Origin of the sequence: Bacillus sp. K2I17 (assembly GCF_002209985.1) — a bacterium.
Classification (GTDB): Bacteria; Bacillota; Bacilli; order Bacillales; family Bacillaceae_G; genus Bacillus_A; species Bacillus_A wiedmannii.
The window spans coordinates 160533-175862 of record NZ_NJGF01000006.1; the positions used below are offsets into that span (position 1 = coordinate 160533).

General features: G+C 36.0%; 13 protein-coding genes. 2 read left to right on the top strand and 11 right to left on the bottom strand.

Annotated features, from left to right (window positions below; all coding sequences use genetic code 11):
- Positions 1-79: 79 nt before the first annotated feature.
- Together cysK and CER22_RS10060 are read right to left on the bottom strand one after the other, a co-directional pair.
- Complete coding sequence (gene cysK / locus CER22_RS10055; protein WP_000762271.1) at positions 80-997, bottom strand: cysteine synthase A; 918 nt, start codon at positions 995-997, stop codon at positions 80-82.
- Between the two features lie 10 nt (positions 998-1007).
- On the bottom strand, positions 1008-2219 hold the full coding sequence (locus tag CER22_RS10060; protein WP_088608693.1) for an MFS transporter: 1212 nt from the start codon (positions 2217-2219) through the stop codon (positions 1008-1010).
- A gap of 222 nt (positions 2220-2441) precedes the next feature.
- Between CER22_RS10060 and CER22_RS10065 the strand changes: the two genes are divergently transcribed.
- Complete coding sequence (locus tag CER22_RS10065) at positions 2442-4082, top strand: peptide ABC transporter substrate-binding protein (protein ID WP_088608694.1); 1641 nt, start codon at positions 2442-2444, stop codon at positions 4080-4082.
- Between the two features lie 41 nt (positions 4083-4123).
- Here the strand turns inward: CER22_RS10065 and hflX are convergent, their stop codons facing one another.
- Positions 4124-5383: a GTPase HflX gene (gene hflX / locus CER22_RS10070; protein ID WP_088608695.1), complete on the bottom strand. Its 1260-nt coding sequence runs from the start codon at positions 5381-5383 to the stop codon at positions 4124-4126.
- 483 nt (positions 5384-5866) lie between these two features.
- Complete coding sequence (locus CER22_RS10075) at positions 5867-6415, bottom strand: cobalamin biosynthesis protein CbiN (RefSeq protein ID WP_142293460.1); 549 nt, start codon at positions 6413-6415, stop codon at positions 5867-5869.
- 182 nt (positions 6416-6597) lie between these two features.
- On the opposite strand from CER22_RS10075, the gene CER22_RS10080 reads away from it, so the two are divergent.
- Complete coding sequence (locus tag CER22_RS10080) at positions 6598-7581, top strand: ketoacyl-ACP synthase III (protein ID WP_088062975.1); 984 nt, start codon at positions 6598-6600, stop codon at positions 7579-7581.
- 84 nt (positions 7582-7665) lie between these two features.
- On the opposite strand, the gene CER22_RS10085 is transcribed toward CER22_RS10080, so the two are convergent.
- The 7 genes from CER22_RS10085 to CER22_RS10115 all read right to left on the bottom strand — a co-directional run bounded on the left by CER22_RS10085 (position 7666) and on the right by CER22_RS10115 (position 15324).
- Positions 7666-8934 (bottom strand): MFS transporter, encoded by a 1269-nt coding sequence (locus tag CER22_RS10085; protein WP_088608697.1) that lies wholly within the window; start codon positions 8932-8934, stop codon positions 7666-7668.
- A 188-nt stretch (positions 8935-9122) separates the two neighbouring features.
- Positions 9123-9935, bottom strand: coding sequence for a polyphosphate kinase 2 family protein (locus CER22_RS10090; RefSeq protein WP_088608698.1), 813 nt, complete (start codon positions 9933-9935; stop codon positions 9123-9125).
- 284 nt (positions 9936-10219) lie between these two features.
- Positions 10220-11161, bottom strand: a complete 942-nt coding sequence (locus tag CER22_RS10095) for an ROK family protein (protein ID WP_088608699.1) — start codon at positions 11159-11161, stop codon at positions 10220-10222.
- A 19-nt stretch (positions 11162-11180) separates the two neighbouring features.
- On the bottom strand, positions 11181-12104 hold the full coding sequence (gene pfkB, locus CER22_RS10100; RefSeq protein ID WP_000562122.1) for a 1-phosphofructokinase: 924 nt from the start codon (positions 12102-12104) through the stop codon (positions 11181-11183).
- A 12-nt stretch (positions 12105-12116) separates the two neighbouring features.
- Positions 12117-12962 (bottom strand): tagatose-bisphosphate aldolase subunit GatY, encoded by an 846-nt coding sequence (locus CER22_RS10105; RefSeq protein WP_088608700.1) that lies wholly within the window; start codon positions 12960-12962, stop codon positions 12117-12119.
- A 4-nt stretch (positions 12963-12966) separates the two neighbouring features.
- Entirely contained in the window at positions 12967-14130 is a 1164-nt protein-coding gene (gene nagA, locus CER22_RS10110) for an N-acetylglucosamine-6-phosphate deacetylase (protein ID WP_088608701.1), read from the bottom strand.
- 6 nt (positions 14131-14136) lie between these two features.
- Positions 14137-15324: an SIS domain-containing protein gene (locus CER22_RS10115; protein ID WP_088608702.1), complete on the bottom strand. Its 1188-nt coding sequence runs from the start codon at positions 15322-15324 to the stop codon at positions 14137-14139.
- Positions 15325-15330 lie beyond the last annotated feature (6 nt).

Genomic DNA, 15330 nt, shown 5'->3' on the forward strand with positions numbered 1-15330 from the left:
TGTCATTCTCCCCCTCTTTACAACCTAAAACAAACAGCTTAATCGTGACAATTTCACGATTAAGCTGTTTCTATCAATTTCATTCAAATAATCCCATACTCAAATAACGTTCTCCTGTATCAGGTGCAATACATAAAACTTTTTTACCTGCGCCTAGACGTTTCGCTATCATAATTGCTGCGTAAACAGATGCTCCAGACGATGGCCCAACTAATAAACCTTCTTGTCTAGCTAAGTTTCTCATTGTCGTTAAAGCCTCTTCGTCTGCAATTTGAATAATTTCGTTATACACTTCTGTATTTAAGTTTTTCGGGATAAACCCTGGACTTGTTCCTACTAGTTTATGAGGACCTGGAACACCGCCTGATAAAACGGGAGATCCTTTCGGTTCTACTACTGCAATATATAAGTTTGGTAGCTTCTCTTTTAACGTTTCCCCAGTACCTGTAATAGTTCCACCAGTTCCAGCCGTTGCTACGAATGCATCAAGCTCGCCATCCATTTGTTCATAAATTTCAAGTGCAGTCGTATAACGATGAATATTCGGGTTTGCTGGATTTTCAAATTGTTGCGGAATAAAACTATTTGGAATTTGCTTTTGCAGTTCTAATGCCTTCGCAATTGCTCCTGGCATTCTTTGTTCTGCCGGTGTTAAAACTACTTCCGCTCCGTATGCTTTCAATAAATTTATACGCTCTTTTGACATATTGTCTGGCATAATTAAAATTGCTTTATACCCTTTCGCAGCTGCATTCATTGCTAAGCCTATTCCTGTATTTCCGCTTGTCGGTTCAATAATTGTATCTCCTGGTTTGATGAGACCATTCTCTTCTGCAACGTGCAGTAAATTATAGGCAGCGCGGTCTTTCACACTACGTGATGGATTAAACATTTCTAGTTTTACATACACATCCGCTGCGTCTTCTGGAATAAATTTAGATAATCGGACGACAGGTGTATCTCCTATTAATTCTGTAACATTTTCACATAATTTCATAGTGCATCCCCTATTCTATCGTTTTCTTATCACTTGGTAATAACCAAGAAGTAAGTCCAATTAATGGTAGACAACTACATAGTAACATAATGAATTGTAGACTATATATGTCAGCCAATTTCCCAAGTACTACAGATCCTAAAGCTCCGAGTCCAAACGCAAGCCCTACAATTAATCCAGATACCATCCCTACTTTTCCAGGAACAAGCTCTTGCGCATAAACAACAATTACACTAAAACTACTTGAACTAATAAAACCGATACATAAAAATAGCGGTACGACCCACATGAGCGAAACGTGAGGTAATAAAAGGGCAAGTGGCGCCGAACCTAGCATTGAAAATACAATAATTGTTTTCTTTCCAAATCGATCTGCTAACGGTCCACCAAAGAAAGTTCCTAATACACCGGCAATCATAAATGCGAATACGAAATACTGGGCATCTTTTATAGATAAACCGTAATGCTCAATTAAGTAAAATTGATAAAAATTCCCTATACCAGCACCGTACCAAGAACGTACAAAAGTAAGAAAAACAAGAAGTAGAATAACAAATTTAATATGTGTACTTACAATCGCATTTTCCGCCTCAAGCGCAGCCCTCTTTTTTCTTCTCACAGCGCCAGTTGCTAATTCATTTCTATACCAATTTGATACGAAAATTAATAATACAATTCCTACTGCTGCAAAGGCTGTAAAACCTAAAGAACCAATTTGGCCGAGCGGAACGAAAATTAGCGCTGTAAAAATAGGAGCTAAGGAATTCCCTGTATTTCCTCCTACTTGATAAATCGCTTGCGCTAAACCTCGTTTTGCACCGGCTGCCATATATGCAACTCGAGCCCCTTCTGGATGAAAGACTGCGGAACCTAATCCGATAAATAAAACAGAAATAATAACAATAATAAAGTTCGGTGCAAATGCAAGTCCAATCATCCCAAGCATACTCGAAAACATACCGAGCGGTAATAAAAATGGTGACGGCTTCTTATCAGAATACATACCAAAAACCGGCTGCATAATCGATGACGTCATATTTAATGCAAACGCAATCCATCCTACTTGCATATAGGATAAATTCATCGTTTTTTCCAAAATAGGAAACAACGCCGGCACAACTGCTTGCATCGAGTCATTTAAAAAATGACCAAAGCTAATCGCAAATAGTATTCGATATATCGTCGGTGTTTCCATTGTATTTTTTTTCGAAACTGCCTGCATATATGAATCTCTCCTTCCTGTACAAAATATATATTTATTACAGTAGGTGTAATAAATTCTGACTTTTGAAACATTTCTATTCTATACTGGTTTCATTTCTTTTTCCAGAAATATCACTTCTTACATAATATATTTTTTCTATACGTTTTATCGGATTTATTTATAGAAATTTTCTATATTTTCTTTTATACTAGGACAGAGATGAAGGGAAGGATGACCGCTATGAAGAAAAAAACTAAAGGAATCGTTGCACTCTCAATCACATTATCTATGTTTTTAACAGCATGTGGTCAAAAACAAGAGGCAACAACTACCGGAGAAAAGAAAAAAGAATCTTCAAAACAAGTATTAAACATTGTAGAAGCTGGGGAAATTTCTACCCTTGATTCATCTATCGCAACTGATGGGTTTTCTTACGCTGCATTAAACAACGTAATGGAAGGATTATATATGCCTGGCCCTGACAATAAACCTGTTCCTGCAGCAGCTGAATCATACAAGCTGAGCGAAGACGGAAAAACATATACATTTACATTACACGATTCAAAATGGTCAAATGGTGATCCAGTTACTGCACATGATTTTGAATATGCATGGAAACGTGCTGTTAACCCAGAAACTGCTTCTGAATACGCACATATTATGTTCGATATTAAAAACGCAGAAAAAATAAATAAAAAAGAATTACCAATTGACTCATTTGGTGTAAAAGCAATTGACGATAAAACGCTTGAAGTACAGTTAGAACACCCTGTTCCATACTTTTTAGGGTTAATGGGATTTGCAACATTTTATCCTCAAAACAAAAAAGTTGCAGAAGCGCAAGGGAAAAATTACGGACTTGAAGCTGCAAATGTAGTTTATAACGGGCCGTTTCAATTAAGTGAATGGAAACATGATACAAGTTATAAAATGTCAAAAAACCCGAAATACTGGGATAATAAAAATGTGAAGCTAAATGAAATCAATGTAAATATCGTAAAAGATACTTCCACAGCCGTTAATTTATTTGAAAGCAAACAAGTAGACCGAATTACGATTAATTCAGAGTTTGTCGATAAATATCAAAAAGATCCGAGCTTAAAGAAAATGGAACGTCCTTCTATGACATTTTTCCGATTTAGCCAAAAGAATCCTTTATTAGCAAACAAGAATGCTCGAAAAGCTATTTCGCTCGCTTTTGATAAACAAGGAATCGCAACAACGATTTTAAATAATGGTTCTATACCTGCGAATGCATTTGTTCCGAAAGGATTCGTAAAAGGACCTGATAATAAAGATTTTCGCAGTACAAGTAATATAAAAGTAGGAACAAATGTGAAAGAAGCTAAAACACTATGGGAAACTGCAAAAAAAGAAACAAACTTACAAAACGCTTCACTTTCAATCATAACAACTGATGAGTCTAACGATAAAAAAATTAGCGAGTTTTTAAAAGGTGAATTGGAGAAAAACTTACCTGGCTTAAAAATCACATTACAGCCCCTTCCAGTAAAAGCATTTTTAGATCGTGAAGGAAATGGTGACTATGAAATTTCACTTTCTACATGGGGACCAGATTATCCTGATCCTACAACATTCTTAAATATGTTTGTCACTGACGGACCGTTTAATAAGATGAGCTATTCAAACAAACAATACGACGAATTAATTGAGAAAACGAGCTCTACTTTAGCAACTGACTTACCAGCACGTTGGAAAGCGTTCCAAGATGCAGAGAAAGTCTTACTGGAAGATGATGCAGCTATCGCTCCAATCTTCCAATCAGGCCTGGTATATTTAGAACGTCCAACAGTAAAAGGTGTTGTTATTCGTCCATTTGCAGGAATTTATTCTTATAAGTGGGCTTCTATTACAGAATAAGAAAAAGGCGATCCTAACATATATTAGGGTCGCCTTTTTTATTAAATTGCAAAACGCTTATACTTTTCGTAATCACTCGTCTTACATTCTACTTCTAGTTTCGTACCTTCGTTTTCATAACTCGTAGATAAAACGTGCGCATGATTATTGAAATAAGAAACTACCTGTCCTTGATCATACGGAATTAACATTTCGCACTTCGTATACTCTTTATAGATGTGTGAGCGAATCATTTCGACAAGCTCTTCTATTCCAACATGTTTCTTCGCTGATAAATAAACGCGTTCTTCTTGTACTTTCGGAATTTCAACATCTACCATATCTGATTTATTATAAGCATAAATGGTTGGAATATTTTCTACTCCAATTTTCTTTAACGTTTCATTTGTAATGTCAATTAACTGTTCGTAATTTGGGTTCGCGTAATCTACAACGTGAATAAGTAGGTCTGCTTCCGCTACTTCTTCTAACGTTGAACGGAATGCTTTCACAAGGTGATGCGGTAATTTGCTTACAAATCCAACTGTATCTGTTAATAGGAATGATTTGTTATCTGGCAAATCAATATTTCGTACAGATGTTTCTAACGTCGCGAATAACATATCTTTTTCAAATACTTGTTTCTCTTCTGTACCATTGTAAATTTCAAGCATCGCATTCATCGTCGTTGATTTTCCTGCGTTCGTATAACCTACTAAAGCTACAACAGGAACTTCATTTTTCTTACGCTGCTTTCGCTGCGTTTGACGCTGGGCAACAAGTGCTTCTAGGTCTTTATTTAAAACTGAAATCTGTTCTTCAATTTTACGACGATCTAACTCTAATTTCTTCTCACCGACACCTTTATTTTTCGTACCAACTCCGCCACTCTGTCTTCCTAACGATTCACGAAGCCCGATTAAACGAGGCATCATATACTGAAGATGCGCTACCTCAACTTGCAACTGCGCTTCTTTCGTTTTCGCACGTTGCGCAAAAATATCTAAAATTAATATGGTACGGTCAATTACTTTGCAATCTAAATCCGCTTCTAAATTTCGAATTTGAGAAGGAGATAATTCGTCATTAAAGATTACCATATTCGCATCTACTTCATTTACATAGGCTGCTACTTCTTCAATTTTTCCTTTTCCAATATAATGTGACGGATTTACTCGTTGTAAATTTTGCGTCACTTGCCCAATTACCTCTACATCACAAGCTTCTGCAAGATTTGTTAACTCTTCCATCGAATACGCAAAATCATCTTCATTACCTAAATTTACTCCAACTAAAACAGCTCTTTGTAATAATTCTTCCATATATTTATTCCTCCATTTCGATTACGTAAAATAAAAAACACAGGTTACTGCCTGTGTTTTCGTAAACGGATAAGGGTTCACCAAAGAAATAGGAGAAAGCTATACTTTCATCCTATCTCATAGTCAATAAGTCCCAAAATCATATACGCATCCACAATAAGTGTTCACCTATACGATCCCATTCTATTTATAAAGGCAAAACAAAAAGAGGGCGTATTCGTCCCTCCCTCTTTTTCACATATAAGCTTAATAAAGGGTTCCTTTAAAATAGGCAGACCAATCCCGTTCACTCTGCACACAGACAGAGCCTTTGAGCGCTATTCAATTATTGGCACAAAGTATTGAGACGTAATCTGATTAAGATCAAAGGAAGCCCCTCCGTTCATTTTAAGTTACATAAAGTGTAGCATAAGTAATTCGCTTTCACAAGATTAAACCACCTATAGAAATAGAAAGAAAATCTTTATATATTTACTTTAATCGTCATTTTTTGCGCGTTCTTCTTACAATAGAAATCACAACAGCTACTATCAATAACAGGCCTATAGAAAGAGTAACAACTTGCCACCAGCTTAAACCGTTCAACTTGCCACCTTTTAAATCGACTTTCTTCGTCGGAACAGATTCTTTTGCAATTTGACTTAAAACCACTTTGTCCGCCCCTGCCTCATCTAATCTCTTCGTTCCACTGCACATAGATGTCTCTAACTTCCCTTCTCCTCTATTAGAAGCAAAGACTAAATACTCTCCTCCCTCCCCAAAAAGAAACGTACAGCTACTAAAACTTGTATATATAATAATTTGCGAAGAGCTTGTCCCTTTCCAAATTTTCTTCACTTCAAATAACATTTCCATTTTTCCATCCTTCTCTTGAACCTCTAATACCTTACCTTCAAACACTACATCCGTTTTTTGTAACCTCTCTTCCGGTGATGCTTTCATACACTCACAAGCGTAAGACTTCTCTGGTAAAATAAAATAAATAAAGCTACAAATTAAAACTAGAGACAATACATATACGATTCTTTTCAAGAATCTCAAACCCCTTTATGATCAATTTTAGAAGCTTTCCGTATATTATTTGGACATCACTCCTCAAATTCCTTTTCTTTTTATTAAAATATATCGATCTTAATAAAACGAAAAATCTTAATTGACATTTTTATAACCTGATAATAGTATCAGGTTATAAAAATAAGTTAGGAGATGTTCCTATGCATTCTAAATCTCGTATTACTGCAATTGGTACTTATGTTCCAAATCAAATATTATCTAATAACGATTTAGAGAAAATGATTGATACGAACGATGAATGGATTGTACAAAGAACAGGAATGAAGGAAAGACGAATTGCGAGCAAAGACGAATACTCTTCACACTTAGCCATTCAAGCAATTGAAAATTTATGTACAACTTTTAAAAAGAACTTAGAAGATATAGACTGTATCATCGTCGCTACAACAACCGCTGACTATGTTTTTCCTAGTGTCGCGTGTCAAATACAACAACATTTCAGCATACCTCATACAATAGCATTTGATTTAAATGCAACTTGCGCTGGTTTCACATATGGCTTGCACGTTGGGAATAGCTTAATCACTTCTGGATCACACGAAAAAGTACTTGTCGTAGCAACAGAGACATTATCTAAAGTTACTGATTACACCGATAGAACGACTTGCATTTTATTTGGCGATGGTGCTGGAGCTATTTTATTAGAAAGAGATGAAAACAAACCGAGCTTTATTGCTGCTCACATGGGAACAAATGGTGCTGGTGGCATTCATCTATACAGAACAAACTTATCTACTACTATGAATGGCACACCACTGCAAACAAATGAAAAAATCGTACAAAATGGAAGAGAAGTATATAAATGGGCAACACGCACGGTACCAGCAGGTATAAAAGAACTATTACATACTGCAAATATGCAAATGGATGATATAGACTGGTTCATTCCCCATAGCGCTAACTTACGAATGATCGAATCTATTTGTGAGAAATCTCAAATTCCAACACAAAAAACATTAACGAGTGTGGAATTTATGGGGAATACATCTTCCGTCTCTATTCCACTTGCACTAGATTTGGCTAGAAAAGAAGGAAAATTAAATAATGGAGACACACTTTTACTATACGGATTTGGCGGTGGGCTTACTCATTTAGGGCTTATTGTGGAGTGGGATTTAAACTAAAAGTTTTTTATACAATTCACTACAAAAAAGCTGCATTCAAAGATTGGTTACCTCCCTTTGAACGCAGCTTCTTTTATCTTAACTTTATTTACCTGTCCGAGCCCATATCACAACAGGAATGAGCATGAAAGCTAACACTCCTCCAGCTAATGACAATGCCGCATAACTTGAATTCGCCACTACCATACCTGACATCGCTCCACCTGAAGCTCCAGCTAGCGCAATAAACACATCTATTTTCCCTTGTGTTTTTGCACGTGTGGAAGGTATAGTTGCATCAACAATTTGAGCAGTACCACTTATTAAACCGAGGTTCCATCCTAATCCAAGTAAAGACAAAGCAACAATTAATAGTATTAAAGAATCACTCGGCGCTATCGCAGCTATGACACCTGCTGCTAGTAAAATTACTCCACCAGCTATACTCATCGTAGTTCTGCCAATTTTATCAATTAGCATTCCTGTAACGAGAGATGGAAGATACATTGCACCTACATGAAAACCAATCACAAGCCCTACTGCACTTAATCCATGACCGTGATGTCCCATATGGACTGGCGTCATCGTCATAATCGCAACCATCACGATTTGTGTAAGTATCATTACGATGGCTCCAACAGTAATACCTCGTTTGTTTTCTGTAGCTTCTTCTGTTACTGCTTGCCCTTTATATGTATGCTCTTGTTTATATGTTTCTATCATATTAGCAATAAGTAACGGATCTGGACGAAGCATAACAAATAGAACAAGACCAGCTAGTATAAACGCTGCTGCCGATAATATGAACGGACCTGCAAGTTCAGGAATTCCAATTGAATGAGCAAACCTTCCCATTACTCCTACTAAATTTGGACCTGCGACTGCACCAAAAGTCGTCATTACCATCGTAATACTAATAGCAGTTGCTCTTTGCTTCTTATTCGCTAAATCCGTTCCAGCATAACGCGCTTGTAAATTCGTAGCTGTGCCCGCGCCATATATAAGTAAAGAAACTAGTAAAAGAATAATACTATTTGTTAAAGCTGCCCCCACAACTCCGATAGCCCCTAGTCCGCCTACTATAAAACCTGCCGAAAGCCCTATGCGGCGACCATGTTTTTGCGATAATTTTCCAACAAAGAAAGCCGCTACCGCAGATCCCATTGTAAACATAGCTGCCGGTAATCCTGCATATGCATCTGTCCCAAGCATTTGCTGCGCAAGAAGTGCACCTACTGTAATGCCAGCAGCTAACCCTGCTCCGCCGAACATTTGTGAAATACTTACGATTAGTAATGTTCTTTTGTATAATTTTTGTTGCTCTTCTTCTGTGTACATACGATTACTTATTGAAGCATCTGCTGTATCTATCATTCTCTCACCCTCTCTATAAAACTACTACCTCTTGTTAATGTACTATAGAACAACCAAATCCCAAAATTTAAAATGCTGAAATTTATTAATACATGTAAAGAACCCCACGGTTTACATTTTGCCTATTACCGAGGGGTTCCCAAAATTACAGGGTGGATCTACTTTATATTTCATATACAAGCTTTGTACTATTTTACAACTTCATCTTGAATAGTTTCAAAGCCTTCTGTCTTTCCATCTTTTATTTCATAATAATACGAAGGTAATTCTATATTATGTTCTAAGAGGTAATCCTCAATTAATGAAATAATAACTTTCAACGTTTTCAAACGTGCGTATAATTTATCGTTACTTGCGATAATTTGCCATTTCGCATTTGGCTTATTTGTTTTTTCAAACATGTCTTCCATTGCTTCAGCATACTCGTCCCACTTTTCACGATTACGCCAATCTTCGTCTGTAATTTTCCATCTTTTCAAAGGGTTTTTCTCTCTATCTTTAAACCTCTTTAATTGTTCATCTTTACTAATATGATAGAAAAACTTCCCGATTATATAATGATCATCTGTTAATAGTTTTTCAAAATCATTAATCTCATCATACGCTCTCGTCCACTCTTCCTTTGTAGCAAACCCTTCAACACGCTCAACTAACACACGTCCGTACCATGAGCAATCAAAAATAGTAATTTGCCCGTACTGAGGAAGTTTTCGCCAGAAACGTTGCAAGTAATGGTACCGTTTTTCATGAGGTGCTGGTGCTCCAATTGGATTTACTTGAAACCCGCGCGGATCAAGATGTTCCGTCACTCGCTTAATCGCTCCGCCTTTTCCAGCTGCGTCCCAACCTTCCATAACAAGCATAACCGCAATTTTTTCTTCTTTTACAATTTGCTGCAGTGCTAATAAACGTCTTTGGTATTTTTCAAGTTTCTTATTATACTTAGATTTCGATTCTATTCTTTTCATTAAATCCACTTTAGCAAGATATCCATTTTCCATAAAACAAATCCCCCTTGTTGTATGACAATGTTATTTTAACATATTTTTGGAAATTATTTCATAATTATATTCCTTTTGACTTATACTTCAAATCGAAAACCGAAATGATAAATCACATCCGTAAATACTTTATAGTGCATCATTAACGAATGTATCTTCCCCTTAAATCCCAAAATAAAAACAACCATCACCTTCTACATAAACAAGATGATGGTTGTGTGAATTGAATAAAAAAGCTCTACACATGTTAACTATTCTCGATAAATATCTTCTAAGATTATAGATTATATATTCATTGACTTTTCCTCACATCGATTCAACGCTACATAACAAGCTCCATATACACCAGCATCATTATGTAATGATGCTAAAACGATTTTCACCTTATTTTGATAGATTTCCATTATTTTGTCATAGAACCTTTCTTGAATTTGTTTCAAAAATGGTTCACCTTGCCCTGTAATACCTCCCCCAACAATAATTAATTCGGGGTTAAATATATAAGTAATATTTACTAAACCAGCAACAACATACTGTAGAAACTGTTCATATACATTTTTTGCCAACCACTCTCCTCTGTACATACGTTCTATAATTTCTTCACCTGTGATTGTGCCTATCTCTAGCCCTTGAATTTTGGATGCTTCTTTATACTGACGAATCAACGCCGAAGTCGATGCATATCTCTCATAACATCCCTCTCCGCCACAACTACATTTTTCTCCATTATGAACAATTATCATATGACCAAGCTCTCCTGCTAGCCCTTTCACTCCCTGAAGCATTTTGCCATTTGTAATGATTCCACTACCAATCCCGGTTCCAAGTGTGATTAAAACAATATGTTCTTTCCCCTTCCCTGCTCCTTTCCACATTTCACCGAGGCAAGCTGAACGAACATCATTTTCAACTATCGCCACATACCCTGTCTCACTATAAATGTAATCTGCTATTTTTGTACCACTATATCCCGAAATATTGGCAGAATACAGAACTTCCCCTTTGATATTATCGATAATCCCACACGATGATACACCTACAGAATGAATTTTATAGCTCTTTTCAAACTCATATATTACTTCACAAATACGATACAAAATTTCTTTCTTTTGATTTTGTACTGGTGTTGTTATTTTCCCTTGTTCATGTACTATTCCTTGTTCGTCAATCATTGCATATTTTATAAAAGTTCCTCCAATATCAAAACAAGCAACGTACTTCCCCATATTTCTCCCCTTCCTACTTTTAGACAATTATAATTTCATTATAGAAATTCTCTACATTTTTAAGCTGTATGTAACCTGTTATTTCCTCAGCTGCGTTAGCCATTCCACACGCCACTGAAAAACGAAGTGCATCCTTTATCCCATACCCCTTTGCGAGTGCTAACGTTATTCCTGCAACCATTGCGTCACCTGAGCCAACAGCATTGATAGTTTTTATTTCTGAAATAATTGCCCTTATGCTTCCATCTTTCGTAATAAGTATCGCTCCTTCTCTTCCAAGTGATAACAAAACATACTGCACGCCCCTCTCGCAGATTTTAGTTGCTTCCGCAATCATTTCTTCCTGTGACACACGTTTTTTTTGAAGCAACTGGCAAATTTCTTGCCTGTTTGGTTTAATTAAAAATGGTTTTCCTTGTATGCCATGCAATAATGGTTCTCCACTTGTATCTAATATGAATTTTTTACCATTTTCAGCTGCCTTTTGTGCCAACTGCTGATAAAATGAATTTGGAATACCCTTAGGTAAACTTCCCGATGCAACAATAAACTCAAAATCTTTTACTATCCTTTCATATTTTTTTATAAAAAGAGCTATTTCATCCTCTGAAATAGCTGGTCCTGCTTCTAATACTTCAGTAGCTGACGCAGATTTTTTTGTGATTAACGCTATACAATTGCGAGTTTCTTCTTTAACGGAAACAAACTCATCAATAATTGATAAATCTTTCAAGTTTTTTCTTATGAACTCACCATTACTACCACCAAGTAACCCAGCTCCAGTTACTTCTTCTCCTAGCAAACGAAGTACTCTCGATACATTAATGCCTTTTCCACCCGCAGTTTTTTCATAGTCTTTCGTGCGATGTACTTTGTTTAGTTTTAATTCTCCTAATTCATATCGCATATCAACAGATGGATTCAATGTAATTGTCGCAATCATAAGAATATCTCCTTACACACGATTTAAACTTTTGCACATCTTTATTTTATCTGCAACAACCCGTTTCATCGCCATAATTGCATCTGAAAAATATTTACGCGGATCATTTTCTTCTGGATGAGAAAATAAATAATGACGTAATGCTGTTCCGAATGCAATTTTTAACTCTGTTGCGATATTCACTTTACAAATTCCTAAACGAATCGTTTCTTGCACTAAACTGTCCGATAATCCGGAGGCACCATGTAATACAAGGGGAATATCAACTTGCTTTCTAATATTTGTTAATCTTTGTAAATCTAATTTTGGTTTCCCTTTATATAGTCCATGTGCCGTTCCAATTGCAACTGCCAATGAGTCAATATTTGTACGTTCTACAAACTCTTTCGCTTGGTAAGGATCTGTATAAATTGAGTTTTCCACTACTATATCTTCTTCTATTCCTAATAATTGCCCTAACTCAGCCTCTACTGTTACTCCATATTGTTTTGCATACGCCGAAACTTCCTGAACAATCTGAATATTTTTTTCAAATGGATGATGCGATGCATCAATCATAACAGAGCTAACTCCTAAATCGATACAATTTTTAATATCACTTATATCTTCATGATGATCCAAATGTAGACTAATTGGTATATCATATCGCTTTCTCGCTGCTTCAATCATATGCAAAAGATATTCTTTTCCCATATATTTTATCGTGCCTGGTGTAGCAGCTATAATAACAGGTGACCTAAGCTCTACTGCGGATTCAATTACTGCTTTTAAAGTTTCTAAATTATGAATATTAAAAGCCGGAACCGCATAACCCTGTTCTTGTGCATTTCTCAGTATAAATTGAGTTGAAACAAGCATACTCTCAAATCCTCTCTTTATTCTTTTTATATTTCATTTCTCCCCCTACAACTGTTCCTATAAGATCTAAATCCTCTGTTAATATAAGAAAATCAGCTCTTTTCCCTGGTGCTATACTTCCAATTTCATTATCAACTCCAATACTTTTAGCAGGAATTAACGATCCCATATGAACACATTCCCATAACGATGCATTTGTCCATTTCTCCATATTCTTCACACCATCAATAAATCGAAGTGTACTTCCCGCTAAAGAACCCGCCTCTGTTCGGGCAATGCCGTCTTGCACTTGGACAACAAATTCTCCTAAATTATATGTGCCATCCCCTAATAAGCCCGCTCGCATACAGTCACTAACTAAACAAGTTTTGTCGTATCCTTTACATTTATATAAAATATTCACTACGCTTGGATGTACATGATGTCCATCTGCAATGATTTCACCATACACATGCTCAGTTGAGAGTACCGCTCCAACAACGCCAGGTTCACGGTGATGTAATCCTCTCATTCCATTAAACGTATGCACAAAAATCGTCGCTCCTGCTTGAATCGCATTCTGGCATATCTCATAGTTTGCATTCGCATGACCAATTGCTACACGGACATTCTTTTTCACAGCATGACGTATACAAGCAATAGCATCTCTTCTCTCTGGTGCCATTGCAATTTTTTTAATAGTCCCTTCTGATGCAACAATCCACTCCTCTAACATTTCAATGGTTGGATCAATAAAATATTTAGGATTTTGTGCACCTTTATATACCTCCGTAAAACAAGGTCCCTCAAGAAAAGATCCAATAATACTTGCCCCTTCTACCCCTCTTTTTTTTGCATGAGCTATATTTTTCAAAGCTTCCATTATATTTTCCGAAGAATCAGTTAATGTTGTGGGCAAAAAGCTCGTAACACCATTTTCCAATAACTTAATAGAGATATTGTTTAACGATTGATATGTGCTATCCATGACATCATGTCCCGCTACACCATGAATATGTGTATCAACAAATCCTGGAGAAATAATTCTACCTTCAAAATCCATTACTAACGCTCCGTCTACTATTTCTTCAACATGTTTTAGAAAGTATCCATTTACAATATGTAAATATCCACTTTCACGAACACCATCTTCTAGTAGATATATAGATGCTTTGACGTAGTAGTTCATAAATTACTATTCCTTTCCTTTATAAGGATGTACTGTTACCCCTTGAACGATACGATTTACACTTCCACTTGGACAAGGGTTATCTGGAGTAATCCCTAATGCAATTGATTTATATAATGCTAAAATTTGTCCGTATAATATATAAATAAACGTAATATACATGTCATCTTTTAGATTTCGTCCTTCATTGCATAAAAACGTATTACAATGTCTCCTTGCTTCTTGATTATCTTGATGTGCTATAACAATAATCTCGCTCCTTTCTTTCTCTTGAAAAATCTCTTTTAATAAATCAAGATCATATTTTTTCGTATACTCATCATTAGATAAAAATAATACAACAACTGTATCCTTATCTAAAATTGATTTCGGTCCGTGCCTAAACCCAAGGGGGGTGTCAAACATAACTGGGATACGACCAGCAGTTAACTCTAGAAATTTTAAAGCAGCCTCTCGAGAAAGCCCTTCAAATACGCCTGATCCTAAAAATACAATTTTACGAAATTCTTTTTCTGCAATTCGTTGAATTTCCCGTTCTTGTTTTTCGATAACACCTTTTCCTAATCTTACAATTTCCATAATGCTAGGTTCTAAAAGATGGATATGATTATAGTTACATAACATAAGTGCAGTTAACATCATAGAGGTAAAGCTTCCTGTCATTGCGAATCCTTGATCATTTGCCTCCGGCGGCATATACATAACAAAAGCGTTCTCTTTATGTTGAAACTGCTTCGCTAAATTTCCTTCTTCATTACATGTTAAAATAATATGATAAACTGAACGAATAATTTGTTCTCCTAATTGTACTGCCGCTAAACTTTCTGGACTATTGCCAGAGCGAGCAAAAGATACTAAAATTGTTGGGATGTCTGGCTGAAGATAGTAATAAGGACTTGAAACTATATTTGTTGTGGGAATACTTTCAATATGCATTTTCTTTAAATTTGTTATTCTTTTTATATATGGAACAATTGTGTCTCCAACAAAAGCGGATGTCCCTGCACCAGTGAAAATAACTCTCACTTGTTCATGCTTTCTTGAAATACTTGAAAAGAAACCTATAATTTCATGATGCTTGCTTTGAAAATTTAAATATACTTGCTCCCAAAGATCTGGCTGTTGTGCAATCTCTTTCGTTGTAAAACATGCTCCATATATTTCTCTTATTTCATCATTTGCATGTAATAACATTTGAGA